Genomic DNA, 21,179 nt, shown 5'->3' with positions numbered 1-21,179 from the left:
GGGCGCGCGAAGCCGTGCGCGGGTTCGACGCGACCGTCGACGTGCTGTTCGACGGCCGCAAGGCGTCGATCGCGAGCGTCGTCGGCCTGCTCGGCCTCGGCGCCGGCGAAGGCGCGACGGTCGAACTGGTCGGCCGTGGCGCGCACGCGCAGCAGGCCGTCGATGCGGTCGAGCACGAGCTGCTGCGCGAAGCGCACGGCGAAGTCGAGGAGCAACCGGCGCGGCTGAGGTCGCCCGCGCCGCAGACGGTCGCGCGCAACGTCGGTGCCCCCATCGACCCCAACACGCTTGCGGGCGTATGCGCGGCGCCCGGCATCGCGGTCGGCACGCTGGTGCGTCTCGACGATGCGGAAATCGTGCCGCCCGAGCAGGCCGCCGGCACGCCGGCCACGGAAAGCCGCCAGCTCGACCAGGCACTGAAGGCCGTCGACGCCGAACTCGACGAAACGGTGCGCAACGCATCGGCGCGCGGCGCGGTCGGCGAAGCGGGCATCTTCGCGGTGCACCGCGTGCTGCTGGAAGACCCGACGCTGATCGACGCGGCGCGCGACCTGATCAGCCTCGGCAAGAGCGCGGGCTTCGCCTGGCGCGCGACGATCCGCACGCAGATCGACACGCTGTCGAAGCTCGACGATGCACTGCTCGCCGAACGCGCGGCCGACCTGCGCGACATCGAGAAGCGCGTGCTGCGTGCGCTCGGCCATACGAACGGTGCCGCGCGTGCACTGCCCGATGAAGCGGTGCTCGCGGCCGAGGAATTCACGCCGTCCGACCTGTCGTCGCTCGATCGCCAGCGCGTGACCGCGCTCGTGATGGCGCGCGGCGGCGCGACGTCGCACGCGGCGATCATCGCGCGGCAGCTCGGCATTCCGGCGCTGGTCGCGGTCGGCGATGCGCTGTACGCGATTCCGGACGGCACGCAGGTCGTCGTCGATGCGAGCGCGGGCCGGCTCGAACACGCCCCGACCGCGCTCGACGTCGAGCGCGCGCGGCACGAACGCCAGCGCCTGGACGGCGTGCGCGAGGCGAACCGGCAACTGGCCGGCGAGGCGGCCGCGACGGTCGACGGTCGCGCGATCGAGGTGGCCGCGAACATCGCGACGCTCGACGATGCGAACACCGCGGTCGACAACGGCGCCGACGCGGTCGGCCTGCTGCGCACCGAGCTGATGTTCATCCATCGCCAGGCCGCGCCGACGGTCGTCGAACACCAGCAGAGCTACCAGTCGATCGTCGACGCATTGCAGGGCCGCACGGCGATCATCCGCACGCTCGACGTCGGCGCCGACAAGGAAGTCGACTACCTGACGCTGCCGCCCGAACCGAACCCGGCGCTCGGGCTGCGCGGCATCCGTCTCGCGCAGGTGCGCCCCGATCTGCTCGACGATCAGCTGCAGGGCCTGCTCGCAGTGAAGCCGTTCGGCGCGGTGCGCATCCTGCTGCCGATGGTGACCGACGCGGGCGAGCTCGTGCGGCTGAAAAAGCGCATCGACGAATTCGCGCGCGCGCAGGGCCGCACCGAACCGATCGAGGTCGGCGTGATGATCGAGGTGCCGTCGGCCGCGCTGCTGGCCGACCAGCTTGCGCAGCACGCGGATTTCCTGTCGATCGGCACGAACGACCTGACGCAGTACACGCTCGCGATGGACCGCTGCCAGGCCGACCTGGCAGCGCAATCCGACGGCCTGCATCCGGCGGTGCTGCGCCTGATCGACATCGCGGTGCGCGGCGCCGCGAAGCACGGCAAGTGGGTGGGCGTGTGCGGCGCACTCGGCGGCGATCCGCTTGCGGTGCCGGTCCTGGTGGGCCTCGGCGTGACCGAGCTGTCGGTCGACCCCGTATCGGTGCCGGGCATCAAGGCGCGTGTGCGCCGTCTCGATTACCAGTTGTGCCGTCAGCGCGCGCAGGATCTGCTCGCGCTCGATTCGGCACAGGCGGTAAGGGCAGCAAGCCGCGAGGTCTGGCCGCTCGACTGAGCGTCGACGGCAGGTTCGCGACCGGTTTCAAGACGAAAGCAATTAGGTCAACGACGATTAACGACGAGACAAGGATTGGAGGACTGAATGAACGGGAATCCGTTTCTGAAAATACAGGGTCTAGGCCGGGCGCTGATGCTGCCGATCGCGGTATTGCCGGTCGCCGGCATCCTGCTGCGACTCGGCCAGCCGGACGTGTTCAACATCAAGATGATCGCCGACGCCGGCGGTGCGATCTTCGACAACCTGCCGCTGCTGTTCGCGATCGGCGTGGCGGTCGGTTTCGCGAAGGACAACAACGGCGTGGCTGCGCTCGCGGGCGCGATCGGCTACCTGATCGAAACCGCGATCATGAAGGACATCGATCCCAAGCTGAACATGGGCGTGCTGTCCGGGATCATCGCGGGTGTGGTCGCGGGCCTGCTGTACAACCGCTATAAGGACATCAAGCTGCCGGACTACCTCGCGTTCTTCGGCGGCAAACGGTTCGTGCCGATCATCACGGGCCTGGTCTGCGTGATACTCGGCATCGCGTTCGGGTACGTATGGCAGCCGGTCCAGCATCTGATCGACGCGGCCGGCCAGTGGCTGACGACGGCGGGCGCGATCGGTGCGTTCGTGTTCGGCTTCCTGAACCGCCTGCTGCTCGTCACGGGCCTGCATCACATCATCAACTCGCTCGCATGGTTCGTGTTCGGCAACTTCACGCCGCCCGCCGGCGGCGAGATCGTGCACGGCGACCTGCACCGCTTCTTCGCGGGCGACCCGACCGCGGGCACCTTCATGGCCGGCTTCTTCCCGATCATGATGTTCGGCCTGCCGGCCGCGTGCCTCGCGATGCTGCACGAAGCGCCGAAGGAACGCCGCGCGATGGTCGGCGGCCTGCTGTTCTCGATGGCGCTCACGTCGTTCCTGACCGGCGTGACCGAGCCGATCGAATTCAGCTTCATGTTCCTCGCACCGGTGCTGTACGTGATCCACGCGGTGCTGACGGGGCTGTCGCTCGCGATCTGCCAGATCCTCGGCGTGAAGCTCGGCTTCACGTTCTCGGCCGGCGCGATCGACTACGTGCTGAACTACGGGCTGTCGACGAAGGGCTGGATCGCGATTCCGCTCGGCATCGCGTACGGCGCCGCGTACTACGGGCTGTTCCGCTTCTTCATCCGCAAGTTCAACATGGCCACGCCGGGCCGTGAGCCGGCATCGGCCGACGCGGCCGCGGAATCGTACGCATCGGGCGGCTTCGTCGCGCCGGCTGCAGGTGCTGCCGCGACGGCTGCGGCGCCGCGTGCGCAACGCTACATCGCCGCACTCGGCGGGGCAGGCAACCTGTCGGTCGTCGACGCGTGCACGACGCGCCTGCGCCTGACCGTCGTCGATCCGGAGAAGGTGTCGGAGCCGGAACTGAAGTCGATCGGCGCGCGCGGCGTGCTCAAGCGCGGCGGCAACAGTGTGCAGGTGATCATCGGGCCCGAGGCCGACATCATCGCCGACGAGATGCGTGCCGCCATCGGCAGCGGCGCGGCAGGCGCAGCATCGACGGCGACGGCCGCCGCGGCACAGCCCGTCACGGGCGCGGCCGCCGGCCCGCTCGATCCGGAGCCGACGCGCTGGCTCGCGGTGTTCGGCGGTGCGACCAACGTCGTGTCGCTCGACGCGGTCGCGACCACGCGCCTGCGTGTGGTCGTGCGCGATCCGTCGGCGGTCGATCGCGATCGTCTCGGTGCGCTCGACGTCGCGTGGGTGTCGCTCGACACGTTCCACATCGTCTGCGGCAACGCGGCGGCACGCTATGCCGAACAGCTCGGCGCGCGCCTGCCGCCGTCGGGCAGCGGGGCGGCCGCACAACCGGCCTGATGCTGATGCGATGAAGCCGATCCGATCCGCGCTGCGGTTTCGGGCTGGCCGGCAAAACGAAAACGGCTTGCGATGCGTCGCAAGCCGTTTTTCTTGGGTGCGGGCGATGGCGCGATGCGTTCGCCTGCGTCGCGCCGTCGCTCAGCCCTGCAACCGCTCAGCCGGTCACGGATTCGTCAGCGTGAAGGTCGGCTTCCGGTAGCCGACGCCGGCCCGGTCGAGCTTCGGCAATTCGCGTTGCGTGAGCAGCGTCGCGAAGCCGGCCCAGTCGCGCTGCAGCGCGGCGATGTCGACGTGATGCGTGTCGCCGCGCCTGAAGCGCACGCCGGCCGCATACGGCAACTCCCAGTCGGCCCGGTGCCATGCGCGCTCGGCGAGCGCGAGCAGCCGCGGGTAGGCCATGTATTCGAGGAAGGTGTCGTTGCGCATCACCTCGCCCCACGCCTGGCCCTGCATGCCTTCGATGCGCGGCGCGGGGCCCGTGCCTGTCACCTCGAACGGGTTGCCGTCACGGTCGCCCATCACCTCGGCGTTCTGCGGCAGGTTCTCCGGCGCGAACGAAAACACCTTGTACTCGTCGGTCGCGTGCGAGCCCCAGTAGTAGCCGCGCTCGCGCGGATTGAGCGTGTACGGGAAGTCGAAGTACAGGTAGTCGGGCAGCGCGAGCACCGTCTGGTAGCCCTTGCCGCTCAGGTCGCGCGCGCTGTCCGATGCGCCCCAGAAGATCGTGTCCCACAGCGACACCATCACGTGGCGCGTGCTGAAGTCCTGCGGCCCGTTCGCATGCTTGATGCCGTCCTGCCACGCGGCCATCGTGTCGATCCCGTTCGCGCTGACCGCTGCACTCACCTGTTGCGCGAAACGCGTCGGCAGCTCGTCGATCGACTTGATCTCGCCACGCTGGAGCAGCGCCGTGCACGCGGGCGAACGCGCCCACGGCTTGTCCTGCGCGGCGAGGTCGATGCGCCCCTTGTTCGGATCGGTGCCGTTCAGCGGCTGGAAGCCCCCGCCGAGGAAGATGTTCTTCGCCTCGTCACCGCCGTAGTGCCAGATGTGCAGCGGCGCCTGCGCGTCCGCATGCATCGCCGCGATCTCGCGGATCACCTTCGACGCGAAATTGAGCGCGCCCGGCACGCACGGGTTCAGGTCGCTGCGCCGGTCGTAGAACTGCACCGTCGTCAGGTTCGACGTGTCCTGCGGATCGAGCAGCCGGTACGCGTTCGCTTCCTGCTCGCGGCCGGCCGCATGCAGCCGCTTGTAACGTGCCTCCATCGTCACGACGGCGGCGCGCGCATGCGCGGGCATGTCGATCTCGGGGATGATCTCGACGAAATGCGCGGCCGCGTAGCGCACCAGCGACACGTAATCGTCACGCGTCAGGTAGCCGCCGCCCGAGCGGTTGTCCGGGCCGGAGCCGAGCTGCGGCAGCAGGCAGCGCGTCTCGCTCGGATCGTGGCAGCGGCGCGAGCCGATCTCGGTCAGTTCGGGCAGGCCGGGAATCTCGATGCGCCAGCCCTCGTCGTCGGACAGATGCAGGTGCAGGCGATTGAGCTTGTACGCGCTCATCTGGTCGATCAGGCGGCGCAGCGTCGCCGGATGCTTGAAGTTGCGCGCGAGATCGACGTGCATCCCGCGATGCGTGAAGCGCGGCGCATCCTCGACGAGCATCGCCGGGATCGGGCCGCCGCCAACGGGCGCGAGCGAGTACAGCGTCTGCACACCGTAGTAGAGGCCGGCGCGATCGTACGCCTCGATGAACGCACCGCGCGGCCCGATCGCGAGCCGGTAACCGCCCGGCGTCGCGATGTCGGCCGGCAGTCGGCGCGGCGCAACCACACCCCATACCGGCACGCGTGCGCCGTCGAGCCCGAGTGTGCTTGCGCGTTCGCGCAGTGCCGCGACCTGCGCGTCGGGCAGGTTCGGCAGCGCGAGCTCGACGCCGCGCAGGTCGAGCGTGCCGGGCAGCGGCTGCTCGCGCTTCACGCTCGGCAGCGCGCGGCTCGCATCGGGCCGTGCGGCCACGGGCGGCGCATTGCCGGTCGAGTTGTTCTGCGCGTCGGCCGGCAGCGATTCGACGTAGCGGAGCTCGTCGTCGGTGTCGTTGTAGCGGAGCACGGCGGGCGGCGCGCCGTCGACGACCACGTACGGGCGCGGGATCACGTCGCTGTAGCGCAGCAGCCAGTATTCGGCGACGAAGGGCAACTCGATGCGCTCGCCCGGTGCCAGCCGCACCGAGCCCGGTTGCGGCGTCAGTTCGTACAGGTCGCCGGTGAGCCGCCGCAGCGCGAAGCCGGGGCGGTCGATCCGCAGCAGGCGGCGGATGCTGTGCAGGTAGAGCTTCCAGCCGCCGTCGGCGATCGCCTGGTGGCCGCGGTTCTGCAGGATCAGGCGACCGGTCGCGCAGGCCGCGCCGTCGGCGCCGAGATCGGCGCACGGCACGCCGGCCGCGGCGGCATGATTGTTGTCGACGGCGACGCGCAATGCGAGGCCGTTCGACAACCGCGCCGCGAGATCGGCCGGCGGCACGGGTGGACGGACGGCGCCGGCCGTCGCGACCGCCGCGCTGCTCGACGCTGGCAGCGCGCCGAGCGCGACCGGCGACAGTGCCGCGACCAGCAGGCCGGCAAACAGGGTGGACAAGGTTCGGTTCATGCGGACTCCTGAGACAAAAGGGGGCGTAGCGGCGTCACGGGATGACGTCGCTGCGAGCGGGTCTTTCAACGGAGCTGCGGGGACAACAGGGTGCGCGGGCGATGCGGCTGCCCCGCGCGAAGTCGGCACGCGGGCGCGTGCGTTACGGAACGGGTGGCGGGCAGGCGTGCCGGTCGGATCGGCGCGGACGGGTACGCGTCTTCATCGGCGGCGCACGGCAGCGGCTGCTGCTGATGTTGATGCCGTGACGGCGTGCCCGTTGGCAAAGGCGCGCGCGCGACCTGCGCGGTCGATGACGGCAGCGCTCGCCGACGCCGCGCAACCGGCCGCCGCACGCCGACGGCGAAATGGCGCGCAAGCGCGCGCCACATACGGGATTCGCATGTCTCCCCCACCCAGAAGGATTCGGCCTGTCAGCGGCCGTGTCCAAAGATCTTATGAAACCTTTTATTGGTATTCAAGTGGTATCAATCTGGCGCTAAATTGGCATCGGTGTGACGGGCCTGTCCGGCCGGCCCGGGGCGAAAAAAAACCTCGCGCGAGGCGAGGTTCCTTACGGACGGCGGCCGCATGACCGGCCATGCGCGTCAGTCGCGACGCGCACGCACGGGCGCTTCCTGCGTCTTCTGCCGCGCTTCGAGCCACATCGCATTGACGATGCCGAACGACAGTGCGACGCCGATACCGAGAATCCAGCTGAAATACCACATGATCCGACTCCTTGCGAAACGGTGGGCGAGGGCGCGTGTGCGCCCCGGCCCGGTTCAAAGCTTCAATACATCGAATGCTTGTTCTCTTCGAGCACGTCGCGCGTGACCTTGCCGCGCATCACGCGATATACCCAGCTCGTGTAGAGCAGGACGATCGGCAGGAACACGATCACCGCGAACAGCATCACCTGCAACGTCATGTGGCTCGACGTCGAATCCCACACGGTCAGGCTGCTGCGCGGGTCGAGCGACGACGGCATGATGAACGGGAACATCGAGAAGCCGGCGGTGAGGATCACGCCGGTGATCATCAGGCCCGTGCAGAAGAACGCCGTCTTCTCCTGCTTCGAGCCTGCGAGCAGCAGCGCGATCAGGCCACCCGCGATCGCGACGACGGGCGCCGCGATCATCCACGGGAATTCGCCGTAGTTCGCGAGCCACAGGCCCGAGCCGGCGGCGACGTCCTTGAGCAGCGGGTTCGCGACCGTATCGGTCGGCGCGGCGTGCGTGATGTGGAAGCCGCCGATGGTCGACGCGACCAGCACGCCGGCCAGCACGAACAGCACGACCGCGAGGAACGACGCCACGCGCAGCGCGACCGACGCGCGGCGCGCGATCACCCCTTCCGTCTTCATCTTGATGAAGGCCGCACCGTGCGCGACGAGCATCGTGAGGCTGACGAGCCCGCACAGCAGCGCGAACGGGTTCAGCAGCGCCCAGAAGCCGCCGTAGTAGGTCACGCGCAGGTCGCTGTCGAACTTGAACGGCACGCCTTGCAGCAGGTTGCCGAACGCGACGCCGAACACGAGCGCCGGCACGAAGCCGCCGACGAACAGGCCCCAGTCCCAGCCCGCGCGCCAGCGCGGGTCGGGCCGCTTGCTGCGATAGTCGAAGCCCACCGGCCGGAAGAACAACGCGAACAGCACGAGCAGCATCGCGAAGTAGAAGCCGGAGAACGACGCCGCGTAGACGAGCGGCCAGGCCGCGAACATCGCGCCGCCGGCCGTGATCAGCCACACCTGGTTGCCTTCCCACGTCGCGCCGACGGTGTTGACGATGATGCGGCGTTCCTCGTCGGTCTTGCCGAGGAACGGCAGCAGCGCGGTCGCGCCCATGTCGAAGCCGTCGGTGACGGCGAAGCCGATCAGCAGCACGCCGACGAGCAGCCACCAGATCAGCTTGAGAGTTGCATAGTCCATAGCGATTCCTTGTTCGGTTGCGAGGGCGTGCTCAGACTGCGGCCCGCTCGCCGGCGGCGGCGAGTTCGTGGTGATAGCGGCCGGTATGCAGCGACGACGGGCCGAGGCGCGCGTACTTGAACATCAGCTTGATCTCGATGACGAACAGCGCGGTATAGAACAGGATGAAGCCCGCGAGACTCAGGTACAGGTCGCTCGGCTGCAGGCTCGACGCGGACAGGTGCGTCGGCAGCACGCCGGCGATCGTCCACGGCTGGCGGCCGAGCTCGGCGACGATCCAGCCGAATTCGATCGCGATCCACGGCAGCGGGATTGCCCACACCGCATAGCGGAGGAACCAGCGGCGGTTGTCCTGCAGCAGTTCGCGGCGCGCGCAGAACCAGAATGCGGCAACGAACGTCGCGACGAAGAGGAAGCCGAGGAACACCATGATCCGGAACGAGAAGAACACGGGCGCGACCGGCGGGATCGTCTTCTTCGCGGCGGCCTTGATCTGCTCGGGCGTCGCATCGACCACGTTCGGCGTGAACTGCTTGAGCATCAGCCCGTAGCCGAGGTACTGCTTGTGCTGGTCGAACAGCGCGCGGGTCGCGTCGCTCGTGTCGCCCTGCTTGATCTTCTGCAGCGCGCCGTACGCGACCATCCCGCTCTGGATGTGCTCCTCGCTGTGCTTCGCGAGTTCACGCAGGCCGATTACCGGTTCGTCGATCGAGCGTGTCGCGATCAGGCCGAGCGCATACGGGATCTTGATCGCATAGTCGGTGCGCTGTTCTTCCTGGTTCGGAATGCCGATCAGCGTGAACGATGCGGGTGCCGGCTGCGTTTCCCATTCGGATTCGATCGCGGCGAGCTTCATCTTCTGCACTTCGCCGGTCGTATAGCCCGATTCGTCGCCGAGCACGATCACGCAGAGCGTCGCCGCGAGGCCGAAGCCGGCCGCGACCGCGAACGAGCGCAGCGCGAAGTCGACGTCGCGCTTCTTCAACAGGTACCACGACGACACGCCGAGCACGAACATCGCCGCCGACACATAGCCGGCCGACACCGTGTGCACGAACTTCACCTGCGCGACCGGGTTGAAGAGCACGTCGAACAGGCTCGTCATCTCCATGCGCATCGTCTGGTAGTTGAACTCGGCGCCGACCGGGTTGTTCATCCAGCCGTTCGCGACGAGGATCCACAGCGCGGACAGGTTCGAGCCGAGCGCGACGAGGAACGTGACCATCAGGTGCTTGACCTTCGACAGGCGGTTCCAGCCGAAGAAGAACAGGCCGACGAACGTCGATTCGAGGAAGAACGCCATCAGGCCTTCTACCGCGAGCGGCACGCCGAAGATGTCGCCGACATAGTGCGAGTAGTACGACCAGTTCGTGCCGAACTGGAATTCGAGCGTGATGCCGGTCGTCACGCCCATCGCGAAGTTGATCCCGAACAGCTTGCCCCAGAACTGGGTCATGTCCTTGTAGACCTGTTTGCCGGTCATCACGTACACCGCTTCCATGATGACGAGCAGCCAGGACAGGCCGAGCGTCAGCGGCACGAACAGGAAGTGGTAGAGCGCCGTGATGCCGAACTGCAGACGTGACAGATCGACGACTTCACTACTTATCATGGTGGTCTCCCTCGGTAGATGCAGGCGCCGGTACCGAGAGCAGCTTCTCGGCGACGGCGGCAGGCGGCAACGACATGTGCTCGGCCTGCGGATGATTGAAGAATGCGTATTTGAGCGACATCAGGAGGATCAGCTTGACGATCAGCACCAGGGTGATGTCGCGGGCGAGGGTCGGGCCGCGTGCCCACGCGGCGATGCGCGCGCGCCAGCCGATCGTGCCGGCCGGCCGCGGCGGAGGCGGCGCAGGCTCTTTATTGATCGAGATCAAGGCGATTATCCTGAATCGATTTAAGTCTGATTTGGGGCGACTTTACGTCGGATTTATGACGGCCGTGAAGCTGTTTTAATCCTTTTGCGCCTGACATGCCAATTTTAAAAGGACGGCTTTCCGATGCCGAGTGCTGCGCTGCGGCAGACCGTCGCGAAACGCGGGCCGAAACTTGAGGCAGATCAAGGTTATGCGGAAGGTGCCCCCAAACGGCCTATTACCTGACGAATCAGGTCAATTAATCCGCACTGAAACGAGCCGAAAAGCGAGCGAAGAAGCGAATGAAAAGCAACGGAAAAGACAGGCGAAAAAAAACCGCTGCCGGTCGGGCAGCGGTTTTTGATGAGGCGCTCTAAATCGCAGCGATTTATGCGTATTCGGCGAGGGCAGTGCGCATCTTTTTCATCGCGCTCGCTTCGATCTGGCGGATGCGTTCCGCCGACACACCGAACTCGGCAGCCAGATCGTGCAGCGTCGAGCCGCCCGAGCCGTCGTCGTCGACGTGCAGCCAGCGCGCCTCGATGATGCGTCGGCTGCGCGCGTCGAGTGCGCCGAGTGCCTGCGCGATGCCGTCCGTCTGCAGCGTGTCGCGCTGACGCGCGGCCAGCACGGCGGTCGGTTCGTTGTGCGAGTCGGCCAGGTAGGCGATCGGCGCGTACGATTCCTCGCCGTCCTCGACCTGCCCTTCGAGCGCGATGTCGCCGCCCGACAGGCGCGTTTCCATTTCGGTCACGTCTTCGCGCTTGACGTTGAGTTCCTTCGCGAGGCCGTCGATTTCCTCGGGCGTCATCGCCTGCAGGCCCTTCTTGTGGCTGCGCAGGTTGAAGAACAGCTTGCGCTGCGCCTTCGTCGTCGCGACCTTCACCGTGCGCCAGTTGCGCAGGATGTACTCGTGAATCTCGGCCTTGATCCAGTGGATCGCGTACGACACGAGACGCACGTTCTGGGCCGGATCGAAGCGCTTCACGGCCTTCATCAGGCCGATGTTGCCCTCCTGGATCAGGTCGCCGTGCGGCAGGCCGTAGCCGAGATAGTTGCGCGAGATCGACACGACGAGTCGCAGGTGCGACAGCACGAGGCGGCGTGCCGAGTCGAGGTTGTTGCTTTCGCGGAATTCGGTCGCGTACTGGCGTTCCTCTTCCGGCGTCAGCAGCGGAATGCGATTGACGGCCTGGATATACGCGTCGATGTTGCCAAGCTGGCCGGGCAACATCGATTGGGCTGCGAGCGCCAGCGAGCCTGCCGATGCGGCCTTGGCCGGCGTGGGGCTCAGGGTGTTCGGGAGGGTCAGGGCGTTGCTCACTAAAAAACTCCTTTGGAATCAGGGACAAACCCCCGGTCTCGGATGAGATTCCGGGAGCCATCTTAGCACTCCCGGAAACCGAGTGCTAATTCCTTAGAGCAAGCGTGGGCATCGGAGTTCCCACTTTTTCTATCGAGCAAGTCGAGTCGATAGTCTATTCTGCGACAGAGCGGACGAAGCGAAGTTCCGTAAGCCGTTGTTTCTGATGGCAATCAGTAGACGATTTCAATTTTTGTCGTTTCGGAAGGAAGCCATTTCGCTTTGTGATGCCTATCCGAAAAGTCCTTTACCATACCATTCAGTTCGCTTGAGCCGGCCGAAGCGGCAGGCTCCATTCAACCCACAAAGTTGGAGTGTCAGATGAACAATAAGAAGAATCGCCGGCCCCGCAGCCGGCTTGCGCTGCACGCGCTGCTGGCGGCGTCACTTCTGGGCGGATCGGGTGCGGCGTGCGCGGATCGATGGGGGATTCAGGCGGGCGGCGGTTTTTCGGATCGCCGCGGCGTCGACAAGGCCGATCTCGGCGTGGTGTGGGATCCGGGCTGGAACTGGTGGGAAATCGGCGGCTGGCACTTCGCGTTCGTCGTGGAAGGGCACGCCGGCTACTGGCACACGGGCGGGAACGTCCACAGCAGCATCGGCGAATTCGGCGTGACGCCGATGTTCCGCTTCATCAAGAGCGCCGGGGAGATCCGTCCGTTCATCGAGGCCGGCGGCGGCGTCAGGCTGCTGACGCACCCGACGATCTCGGATCACTTCTCGTTGGGGACCGCGTTCCAGTTCGCGCCGACGGGGGGCGTGGGCGTGCAGTTCGGCCAACGGCAACAGTATCAGGTCGGCTACCGTTTTGAACATGTGTCTAACGCGGGTATCAAAGAGCCGAATCCTGGTATAAATTTCCACCAGTTCTACTTGCAGTACAACTTCTGATCCGCACGCCCGCGCACGGCGTGCGCGTTGCCGAGGAGTCAGGCGATGGCGAAGGTGGTCGATGCGATCCGCGCGCTCGAGCGCGATCGGTTCCGGGCGATGGTGGACGGGGACGGCGAGGCGCTCGACACGCTTTTGTCGGACAAGGTGTTCTTCGTACACACCAACGGCAAACGCGAAACCAAGCAGCAGTTCATCGACGCCATCGTCGCCGGCCGCCGCCGCTATCGCCAGATCGAAATCCAGTCGCAGGACGTGCTGCCCGTCGGCGATGAAACCTGCGTCGTCACCGGGCGCGCGTTGATCGAGATGGAAACGAACAACGGCGGCCTGGTCTTCCCGATTGCCTATACCTCCGTCCACACCCACCAGCAGGGCCGCTGGAGCCTGTTCGCGTGGCAGGCGACGCGGTGCGCGACCGAGACATGAGCGCGCGTGGCGCTCCTTTTCATGTCCCGACCGAAGCGGCCTTCTGGGCCGTTTTTTGCTGCCTCGTGCGGCGCGGATCGCGCGGCGCACGGGCGGTCACGCCCCGCTCGCTGACGTTTGAACCCTGAAACGGAACCTGTCGCTCAGGCCGCCGCGCGGCGATCCGCGCAGTGCCAGGCCGAGCGGTTGATCGCGCTGACGACCGCATCGCGCGCGGCGCTCGCCGCATCGGCGTGCAGGCCGACGCCGTGCCGCAGCGGCGCATCGCCGACCCGGCAGCCGACCGATACCGCGATCCGTCCATCCGCCGTGCGTGCGTGTTCGCACGATGCGACGTCGATCGCCGCGCCGGCGGCCGCCGCGAATGCCGCGGCAAAACGTCGCACGGCCTCGTCGGGCGTCGTATCTGCGGCGGGCGCTGCCGCGATCTCGCGGTTCTGCCAGCGCGCGCCGTTGCCGTGTCGCGCGGCCGGCCCGTCGGTGTCGAAGAATTCGCGCGCGAACAGCGCGCAGATCGCGTCGCCCGTCACTTCCTCGCCGGACGCGTCGGCGAGCGTCTGCACCGCATGGCTGAATTCGATCTGCACGCGGCGCGTCGGCGTGAAACCCATCCCGCGTTCGAGCAGGAACGTCGCGCCGCCCTTGCCCGACTGGCTGTTCACGCGGATCACCGCGTCATAGCTGCGGCCGAGGTCGGCCGGGTCGATCGGCAGGTACGGCACTTCCCAGGCCGCATCGGGGCGCTGCTGCGCGAAGCCCTTGCGGATCGCGTCCTGGTGCGAGCCCGAGAACGCGGTGAACACGAGGTCGCCCGCGTACGGATGGCGCGGATGCACGGGAATCTGGTTGCAGCGTTCGACGACGCGGCGCACCGCGTCGATGTCGGAGAAATCGAGGCCCGGATCGATGCCCTGCGTGTAGAGGTTCAGCGCGAGCGTGACGAGATCGACGTTGCCGGTGCGTTCGCCATTGCCGAACAGGCAGCCCTCGATGCGGTCGGCGCCCGCGAGCAGCGCGAGTTCGGCCGCCGCGACCGCGGTGCCGCGATCGTTGTGCGGATGCACGGACAACACGATGCTGTCGCGGTACGCGAGGTTGCGGTCCATCCACTCGATCTGGTCGGCGAACACGTTCGGGCTCGCGGCTTCGACGGTGGCCGGCAGGTTGACGATCATCTTGTGATCGCGGGTCGGACGCCACGTCTGCGCGACCGCGTCGCAGATTTCGCGCGCGAACGTCAGCTCGGTCATGCTGAAGGTTTCCGGCGAGTACTGGAAGGTCCACTGCGTGTCGGGGCGCGCGGCGGCGTGTTCCTTGATGATGCGCGTGCCGTCGATCGCGAGCGCCTTCACATCGGCCTTCGACATCCCGAACACGATGCGGCGGAACGACGGGCACACCGCGTTGTACAGGTGCACGATCGCGCGCGGCACGCCTTCGAGCGCATCGAACGTGCGGGCGATCAGGTCCTCGCGCGCCTGCACGAGCACTTCGATCGTCACGTCGTCGGGAATCCGCTTGTCGTCGATCAGCTTGCGGACGAAATCGAAGTCGGTTTGCGACGCCGACGGAAAACCGACTTCGATCTCCTTGAACCCGATCGCGACCAGCATCTCGAAGAACTCGAGCTTCTGCTCGATGCTCATCGGCTCGATCAGCGACTGGTTGCCGTCGCGCAGGTCGGTGCTCATCCAGACGGGCGCGCGCTCGATGGTGCGCGACGGCCATTTGCGGCCATTGAGGCGGACGGGCTCGAACGGACGGTACTTGTCTTGCGGATTGCGCTGCATCTTCTGGACCTCGGGTCTCAAGTCGCGAGCGAAGACGGGCGGCATGGGCGACGGTTGGCGCTGCCTCGCTCCGCGGCACGTGAACGCGCTGCGGATGCGGATGATCTTCGCGAGTCGGCCGACGGATAGACGGACGAATGCTGACGACTTCGGGTTGTAAAAACTACGAGAGGGGTGCTGCGAGGAACTGCTGGGAGGGACCGTGCGGACAGCACACGGCGCTACGAAAGCCTTAGGCTAGTCGTAGCGATAGCGGCCGCGCTAGGCGGCCGGAGGTAATTCGGAGGGTGTTCGGAAAGGAACGCATGAGGGCAACTCTATGCCAGGATGCGCTCGCGTGTCAAATGCCCCGCAAGCGGGGCCGGTTCGCGAGCGTGCCTTCAGCGTGCGATGCGGGCGATCTGCACGATCGTCGCGACCTGCCGGGCGACCGTGTCGGGCACCGGCACTTCGCCGCGCAACACGGCGTCGGTCCACGCGGCCGTCGTGGCCGCGTCGCGCGATTCGGGCAGGGCGACAGGGGGCGCATCGGTCGACGAGCGTTCTGCGTCGATCAGCGTGTCGCACACGCCGTCGTGCAGCCAGTCGACCTGCACCTGGCGCCGCGTGTCGGCAACGGCCTCGCCCTCGGTGCCGCGTGCCAGCAGCGCGCCGCCGAGCGCGGCGTCCGGATGATCGCGGAACAATTGCGCCAGGCTGTCGCGGTACGGCGGGTGCGTGTAGTTGACGAGCCGCAGGCCGGCCGGCGCGAACGGCTGCAGGATCTTCACGAGCGTGTGCGTCGAGTTGCGCACGCCGAGCACGCTGCGCATCGACAGCAGGTGTGCGATGCGCGGCGCCAGCACCTCGATCGACGCGAACGCGACGCGGCGCTCGGCGAGCATGTCCTCGATTGCATCGTGCGACGCCGACGGCGCGAGCGACAACGCCGAGAAGATCTCGGCGCTCGTCACGCGGCCCGGATCCTGCTCGACGCCATGCACGAGCACCGGCACGCCTTCGCGCGCGAGCAGCAGCGCGAGCAGCGGCACGAGGTTCGGCTGCTTGCGCGCGCCGTTGTAGCTCGGGATCGACACGGGGCGGAACGCGGCATCCTGCACGTGCACCGGCTCGAACGACGCCTGCGCGGCGGCGAGCATCGCGGCCAGCTCGTCGGCGGATTCGCCCTTCAGCCGATAGGCGATCAGGATTGCGCCGAGTTCGACGTCCGACACGCGCGCGTCGAGCATGGCGCGATAGAGCTCGAACGTGTCCTCGGCGGACAGCGCGCGTGCGCCGTGCGGGCCGCGGCCGATTTCCTTGATGAAGCGGGCGCACGGGAACGGAACGGCGGCGGAATCGTGGGAAGCGGTCATCGGGGCGTGGGGCGGGCGGCCGGCATCGGGCCGCGCAGTGAGCGGTGAGGAATGCCCCGAGTATCGCATGGGTGCGGCCGGCGCCAAGCGAGGCCGTGCAGCGCGGCGCGCTACACTCTGATTCCCGGCGGTGCGCGCCGGCTGCGCCGCGCCCGTGCCGTCGCCGGCCGAATACGACTACGAGAGACATCCCATGAAGCTTTACAGCTATTTCCGCAGTTCCGCGTCGTACCGCGTGCGGATCGCCCTGAACCTGAAGCAGCTGCCGTTCGACTATGTCCCCGTGCACATGCTGCGCGACGGCGGCGAGCAACTGAAGGACGCGTACCGCGCGCTGAATCCGGATGCGGTCGTGCCGACGCTGACCGACGGCGACGCGACGCTGCAGCAGTCGCTCGCGATCATCGAATATCTCGAGGAAACCCATCCGGAACCGGCGCTGCTGCCGCAGCAGCCGGTCGATCGCGCATATGTGCGCGCGGTCGCGCTGCAGATCGCGTGCGAAATCCATCCGCTCAACAACCTGCGCGTGTTGAAGTACCTGAAGCACACGCTGAAGGTGCCTGAAGAGGCGAAGAACGCGTGGTACCGGCACTGGATCGAGGCCGGTTTCGAGACGCTCGAGACGCGTCTCGCGAGCGATCCGCGCACCGGCAAGCTGTGCTTCGGCGATACGCCGACGCTCGCCGACGTGTGCCTCGTGCCGCAGGTGTTCAACGCGAACCGCTTCTCGATCGACACGACACGCTATCCGACGATCCAGCGGATCGTCGACCATGCGTCGACGTTCGATGCGTTCAAGGCTGCCGAGCCCGGCGCGCAGCCCGACGCCGAATGAGCGGAGCGCGCCCTTGGTGACGGGGGCGCGCATGAAAAAGGGCGCCCGAAGGCGCCCTGTGCGATGCGTACCGGCGGTGTTCAGCCGAGCAGCGCGTCCGCGAATTCGACCGCGCTGAACGGCTGCAGATCCTCGACCTTCTCGCCGACGCCGATGAAGTAGACCGGCACCGGGCGCTGCCGCGCGATCGCGGCGAGAATCCCGCCCTTCGCGGTGCCGTCGAGCTTCGTGACGATGAGGCCGGTGAGGCCGAGCGCGTCGTCGAATGCCTTGACCTGCGTGAGCGCGTTCTGGCCGGTGTTCGCGTCGATCACCAGCAGCACTTCGTGCGGCGCGCCGTCGTGTGCCTTCGAGATCACGCGCTTCACCTTCTTCAGCTCTTCCATCAGGTGGAGCTGCGTCGGCAGGCGGCCGGCCGTGTCGGCCATCATCACGTCGATCTTGCGCGCGCGCGCGGCGCTGACCGCGTCGAAGATCACCGCGGCCGGATCGCCGCTTTCCTGCTGCACGACCGTCACGTTGTTGCGCTCGCCCCAGACCGCCAGCTGTTCGCGCGCGGCCGCGCGGAACGTGTCGCCCGCGGCCAGCAGCACCGACTGGTCGAAGCTCTGCAGGTGCTTCGCGAGCTTGCCGATGCTGGTCGTCTTGCCCGCACCGTTCACGCCGGTGATCATCATCACGAGCGGCTGCGCGCGGCCGAGCATCAGCGATTTCTCGAGCGGCGTCAGCAGCTCGACGAGCAGGTCGTGCAGCGCGGATTTCACCTGCTGCGGGTCGGTCAGGCGGCCCGTGCGCACCTTTTCGCGCAGCGCGCCGAGCAGGTACTCGGTCGCGTCGACGCCCGCGTCGGACATCAGCAGCGCGGTTTCGAGCTCCTCGTACAGATCCTCGTCGATCTTCGTGTTGACGAACACGCCGGTGATGCTCGAGCCCGTCTTGGCGAGCCCCGTTTTCAGGCGCGCGAGCCACGATTTCTTCGCGGTGGCGTCCTGCAGCGGCGGCGGGACGATTTCGACCGTCTCGACGACTTCGTCGCGGCCGTCGTTGGTCGGCGTGACCGTCATCACGACGGCCGGCGCGGCCGGTTGCGCGGGCGCTTGCGGCACGTCGGCCGCGGGCGGGGCCTCGACCGCGGGCGCTTCGGACGGGTCGTCCGTTTGCTGCGCGTCGGCCGATTGCGATTCCGCCGGATCGGGCTCCTGCGTTTTCTTGAATCGTTTGAAGAAGCTGAACATGGTCTGACGTCGGGAAGAGGGCGCGCCGCCGCCAGGGGCGGGCACCGGAGGGGCCGTTCTGCGTTCGCGCGGGCGCGGCGCACGGCGGCCGAAACCGTGCATTTTATCAGTGCGGCGTGGCGCTCGCGCCAGTGCGCATCGCCGCTGTGGTAACGTGCGCCTGTTTAGCGGTGCGCCCCCGCGCGCACCCGGTCCCTCCGTCGTCGATATTCCGTATGTCCCGTTCCTCTCCTGGCCGCCCGGCGGCCCCTTCTGGTCGCGGCAAGCCGCACACGATCCGCATCATCGGCGGTGACTGGAAACGCACGCCGCTCGCGGTGCTCGATCTCGACGGCCTGCGGCCGACGCCCGATCGCGTGCGCGAGACGCTGTTCAACTGGCTCGGCCAGGATCTCGAAGGCCGGCGTTGCCTCGACCTGTTCGCAGGCACCGGTGCGCTCGGTTTCGAGGCCGCGTCGCGCGGCGCGGCGAGCGTCGTGATGGTCGAGCGCCATCCGCGCGCGGCGCAGCAGCTGCGTGCGATCAAGGACAAGCTCGGCGCGCGTGCGGTCGAGGTCGCGGAGGCGGACGCGCTGCGGCTCGCGGCCGGGCTCACGCCGGGCGCGTTCGACGTCGTGTTTCTCGATCCGCCGTTCGACGATCAGGCCGCGCTCGAGCGCGCGATTGCGCTGGCGGCGCCGCTCGTCGCGGCCGGCGGCGCGCTGTACGTCGAGACGGGGGCGGAGCTCGATCCGGCCGCGCACGAAGCGCTCGCCGGCTGGGAGGTCGTGAAGCACGGCAAGGCCGGTGCGGTTCACTATCATTTGCTGCGGCGCGAAAATGATGAATAATGCGCGTTCCATACGAGGCGGCGCGCCGCAAAGGCGACGTATGCCCATCTCGGCAGCGGCGTGCGCATCGCACGGCTGCCATCCCGTTTGCGTGATGACAGGAGGAGCGACATGGTAGTCGCCGTGTATCCCGGTACGTTCGATCCGCTGACGCGCGGGCACGAAGACCTCGTGCGGCGTGCGTCGAGCATTTTTGATACGCTGGTGGTCGGTGTGGCCGACAGCCGCGCGAAAAAGCCGTTTTTCTCGCTCGAGGAACGTCTGACGATTGCGAACGAGGTGCTCGGCCATTATCCGAACGTGAAGGTGATGAGTTTCACCGGCCTCCTGAAGGATTTCGTCCGCACCAACAATGCGCGCGTGATCGTGCGCGGCCTGCGCGCCGTGTCCGATTTCGAATATGAGTTCCAGATGGCGGGGATGAACCGCTACCTGCTGCCCGACGTCGAGACGATGTTCATGACGCCGTCCGATCAGTACCAGTTCATCTCGGGGACGATCGTGCGTGAAATCGCGCAATTGGGCGGCGATGTCAGCAAGTTCGTGTTCCCGTCCGTCGAGAAGTGGCTGACCGAGAAAGTCGCTGCGATAGGAGGCCCTGCCGCGTAATGCGGCGGCGGCCGGTTTCGTTGCGAAGCCGGCCGCCGGCCTGAAGAAGTGAGATCAGTATGGCTTTGATGATTACCGACGAGTGCATCAATTGCGACGTGTGCGAGCCCGAGTGCCCGAACGGCGCGATTTCGATGGGCCCGGACATCTACGTGATCGACCCGAACAAGTGCACCGAGTGCGTCGGCCATTTCGACGAACCGCAGTGCCAGCAGGTGTGTCCGGTCGAATGCATTCCGCGCGATCCGCAGCATGACGAATCGCACGCGCAATTGATGGAGAAGTATCACGCGTTGACCGCCGAAAAGGGCGACGACGCGTCGTGACCCAGCGGTGACGCGCGCGCTCGAGTCCTTCGGCACGCCCGTCACGCATCCGGATCGGTGCCGCCCGGCGCCGGTTCTTCCGTTTCAGGCCAGCAGCTCGCGCAACGCCGCGACGAGCGCATCGCATTCGGCGTCGGTGCCGACGGTGATGCGCAGGTGCTGGTCGATCCGCGGCAGCCGGAAGTGCCGCACGAAAATCTCCCGTTCCTTCAGTTTCGCCGCAATCGCACCCGCGTCGTGCGCGGGATGGCGCGCGAACACGAAATTCGCGGCCGACGGCACGATGTCGAAGCCGAGCGCGTCCAGCGCATGCGTCAGACGCGTCCGGCTGTCGATCACGCGCCGGCAGGTTGCATTGAAATAGTCGGTGTCTTCATATGCGGCCTGCGCGGCAACTTGCGCGAGCCGGTCGAGCGGGTACGAGTTGAAGCTGTCCTTCACGCGGTTCAGCGCGTCGATCAGCGCGGCATCGCCGAACGCGAAGCCGACGCGCATGCCCGCAAGCGAGCGCGCCTTCGACGTCGTGTGGACGACGAGCAGGTTCGGGTAGCGATCGATGAGCGTAATCGCGGACTGCGCGCCGAAGTCGACATACGCTTCGTCGATCACGACGACCGACGACGGATTCGCGGCTGCGATCCGCTCGACGTCAGCAAGCGGCAGCGCGCGCCCGGTCGGTGCGTTCGGGTTCGGAAACAGTACGCCGCCGGCGTCGTCGAGATAGTCGTCGACGCGGATCGAGAAGTCGTCCGCGAGCGGCACGATCGACGTCTGGACGCCGTACAGGCGCGCATAGGTCGGATAGAAGCTGTACGTGATGTCGGGGAAGCGCAGTGGCCGGTCGTGCTTGAGCAGCGCCTGGAACGTGTGCGCGAGCACCTCGTCGGAGCCGTTGCCGACGAACACCTGCTCGGGCTTGATGCGGTGATGGGCCGCGACCGCTTCGCGCAGCGCGCGCGCAACCGGGTCGGGATAACGGCGCAGCGTGTCGCCGGTCTCGCCGAGTTCGCGCGCGATCGCCGCGACGACGCGCGGCGACGGCGGATAGGGATTCTCGTTGGTGTTCAGCTTGACGGGGTGTGCGAGCGCGGGCTGCTCGCCCGGCACGTAAGGCACGAGTTGCTGAACGATGTCGCTCCAGTAACGGCTCACCGCTTGGCTCCTGTCGGGCAAAGCGACCAGATTACCGCATGTGCGCGCAGGGTGGGGCGGGCGGGGCCGCCCGGTGGCGCCGGACAGCTCGATGCACCGGAGCGGTGC

18 protein-coding genes are annotated in these 21,179 nt (G+C 67.2%); 8 read left to right on the top strand and 10 right to left on the bottom strand.

Going from position 1 to position 21,179, the window contains the following annotated elements; translation table 11 throughout:
• Both ptsP and nagE read left to right on the top strand, forming a co-directional pair.
• Nucleotides 1-1,976, top strand: a 1,976-nt coding sequence (gene ptsP / locus F3J15_RS23260) for a phosphoenolpyruvate--protein phosphotransferase (RefSeq protein WP_166894286.1), incomplete at its 5' end; no start/stop codon positions are given.
• Nucleotides 1,977-2,063: 87 nt separating this feature from the next.
• Complete coding sequence (gene nagE / locus F3J15_RS23255) at nucleotides 2,064-3,833, top strand: N-acetylglucosamine-specific PTS transporter subunit IIBC (RefSeq protein ID WP_069248910.1); 1,770 nt, start codon at nucleotides 2,064-2,066, stop codon at nucleotides 3,831-3,833.
• A gap of 165 nt (nucleotides 3,834-3,998) precedes the next feature.
• Here nagE and F3J15_RS23250 read toward each other — a convergent pair whose 3' ends face one another.
• The 6 genes from F3J15_RS23250 to rpoH form a co-directional block, all read right to left on the bottom strand.
• A complete protein-coding gene (locus F3J15_RS23250; RefSeq protein WP_166894285.1) occupies nucleotides 3,999-6,485 on the bottom strand; it encodes a family 20 glycosylhydrolase in 2,487 nt (828 codons plus the stop codon).
• 587 nt (nucleotides 6,486-7,072) lie between these two features.
• The gene (gene cydX / locus F3J15_RS23245) at nucleotides 7,073-7,195 is read right to left on the bottom strand and encodes a cytochrome bd-I oxidase subunit CydX (RefSeq protein WP_006477761.1); all 123 of its coding nucleotides are present in this window, start codon (nucleotides 7,193-7,195) and stop codon (nucleotides 7,073-7,075) included.
• Between the two features lie 62 nt (nucleotides 7,196-7,257).
• Nucleotides 7,258-8,394 (bottom strand): cytochrome d ubiquinol oxidase subunit II, encoded by a 1,137-nt coding sequence (cydB, locus tag F3J15_RS23240; protein WP_089484613.1) that lies wholly within the window; start codon nucleotides 8,392-8,394, stop codon nucleotides 7,258-7,260.
• A gap of 31 nt (nucleotides 8,395-8,425) precedes the next feature.
• Nucleotides 8,426-10,006, bottom strand: a complete 1,581-nt coding sequence (locus tag F3J15_RS23235; RefSeq protein WP_166894283.1) for a cytochrome ubiquinol oxidase subunit I — start codon at nucleotides 10,004-10,006, stop codon at nucleotides 8,426-8,428.
• Entirely contained in the window at nucleotides 9,996-10,280 is a 285-nt protein-coding gene (gene cydP / locus F3J15_RS23230) for a cytochrome oxidase putative small subunit CydP (protein WP_174937878.1), read from the bottom strand. Before cydP ends, F3J15_RS23235 begins: the two co-directional genes overlap by 11 nt.
• A 361-nt stretch (nucleotides 10,281-10,641) precedes the next feature.
• Nucleotides 10,642-11,577, bottom strand: coding sequence for an RNA polymerase sigma factor RpoH (rpoH, locus tag F3J15_RS23225; RefSeq protein ID WP_069248906.1), 936 nt, complete (start codon nucleotides 11,575-11,577; stop codon nucleotides 10,642-10,644).
• Nucleotides 11,578-11,937: 360 nt separating this feature from the next.
• On the opposite strand from rpoH, the gene pagL reads away from it, so the two are divergent.
• Both pagL and F3J15_RS23215 read left to right on the top strand, forming a co-directional pair.
• Nucleotides 11,938-12,507: a lipid A 3-O-deacylase PagL gene (gene pagL, locus F3J15_RS23220; protein ID WP_089446454.1), complete on the top strand. Its 570-nt coding sequence runs from the start codon at nucleotides 11,938-11,940 to the stop codon at nucleotides 12,505-12,507.
• A 45-nt stretch (nucleotides 12,508-12,552) separates the two neighbouring features.
• The gene (locus F3J15_RS23215; RefSeq protein WP_069248904.1) at nucleotides 12,553-12,936 is read left to right on the top strand and encodes a nuclear transport factor 2 family protein; all 384 of its coding nucleotides are present in this window, start codon (nucleotides 12,553-12,555) and stop codon (nucleotides 12,934-12,936) included.
• A gap of 143 nt (nucleotides 12,937-13,079) precedes the next feature.
• Here F3J15_RS23215 and leuA read toward each other — a convergent pair whose 3' ends face one another.
• Nucleotides 13,080-14,726, bottom strand: a complete 1,647-nt coding sequence (gene leuA, locus F3J15_RS23210; RefSeq protein ID WP_069248903.1) for a 2-isopropylmalate synthase — start codon at nucleotides 14,724-14,726, stop codon at nucleotides 13,080-13,082.
• 380 nt (nucleotides 14,727-15,106) lie between these two features.
• Nucleotides 15,107-16,081, bottom strand: coding sequence for a DNA-binding protein YbiB (gene ybiB / locus F3J15_RS23205; RefSeq protein WP_166894281.1), 975 nt, complete (start codon nucleotides 16,079-16,081; stop codon nucleotides 15,107-15,109).
• 193 nt (nucleotides 16,082-16,274) lie between these two features.
• On the opposite strand from ybiB, the gene maiA reads away from it, so the two are divergent.
• On the top strand, nucleotides 16,275-16,919 hold the full coding sequence (maiA, locus tag F3J15_RS23200; protein ID WP_166894279.1) for a maleylacetoacetate isomerase: 645 nt from the start codon (nucleotides 16,275-16,277) through the stop codon (nucleotides 16,917-16,919).
• 80 nt (nucleotides 16,920-16,999) lie between these two features.
• On the opposite strand, the gene ftsY is transcribed toward maiA, so the two are convergent.
• Complete coding sequence (ftsY, locus tag F3J15_RS23195) at nucleotides 17,000-18,154, bottom strand: signal recognition particle-docking protein FtsY (RefSeq protein ID WP_166894277.1); 1,155 nt, start codon at nucleotides 18,152-18,154, stop codon at nucleotides 17,000-17,002.
• Between the two features lie 215 nt (nucleotides 18,155-18,369).
• Here ftsY and rsmD point away from each other — a divergent pair, with 215 nt between their 5' ends.
• From rsmD to F3J15_RS23180, 3 genes are all read left to right on the top strand, one after another.
• Nucleotides 18,370-18,984, top strand: coding sequence for a 16S rRNA (guanine(966)-N(2))-methyltransferase RsmD (gene rsmD, locus F3J15_RS23190; protein WP_089446450.1), 615 nt, complete (start codon nucleotides 18,370-18,372; stop codon nucleotides 18,982-18,984).
• 111 nt (nucleotides 18,985-19,095) lie between these two features.
• Complete coding sequence (coaD, locus tag F3J15_RS23185; RefSeq protein ID WP_039346084.1) at nucleotides 19,096-19,593, top strand: pantetheine-phosphate adenylyltransferase; 498 nt, start codon at nucleotides 19,096-19,098, stop codon at nucleotides 19,591-19,593.
• A gap of 59 nt (nucleotides 19,594-19,652) precedes the next feature.
• Nucleotides 19,653-19,919: a YfhL family 4Fe-4S dicluster ferredoxin gene (locus F3J15_RS23180; RefSeq protein ID WP_069248899.1), complete on the top strand. Its 267-nt coding sequence runs from the start codon at nucleotides 19,653-19,655 to the stop codon at nucleotides 19,917-19,919.
• A gap of 84 nt (nucleotides 19,920-20,003) precedes the next feature.
• Here the strand turns inward: F3J15_RS23180 and hisC are convergent, their stop codons facing one another.
• Nucleotides 20,004-21,071 (bottom strand): histidinol-phosphate transaminase, encoded by a 1,068-nt coding sequence (gene hisC / locus F3J15_RS23175; RefSeq protein ID WP_069248898.1) that lies wholly within the window; start codon nucleotides 21,069-21,071, stop codon nucleotides 20,004-20,006.
• Nucleotides 21,072-21,179: the final 108 nt, after the last annotated feature.

The organism is Burkholderia sp. Ap-955 (assembly GCF_011753045.1).
Lineage (GTDB): Bacteria > Pseudomonadota > Gammaproteobacteria > Burkholderiales > Burkholderiaceae > Burkholderia > Burkholderia lata_D.
Note: the sequence above shows the minus strand (reverse complement) of the source record. Positions and strands in the feature narration are given on the sequence as shown.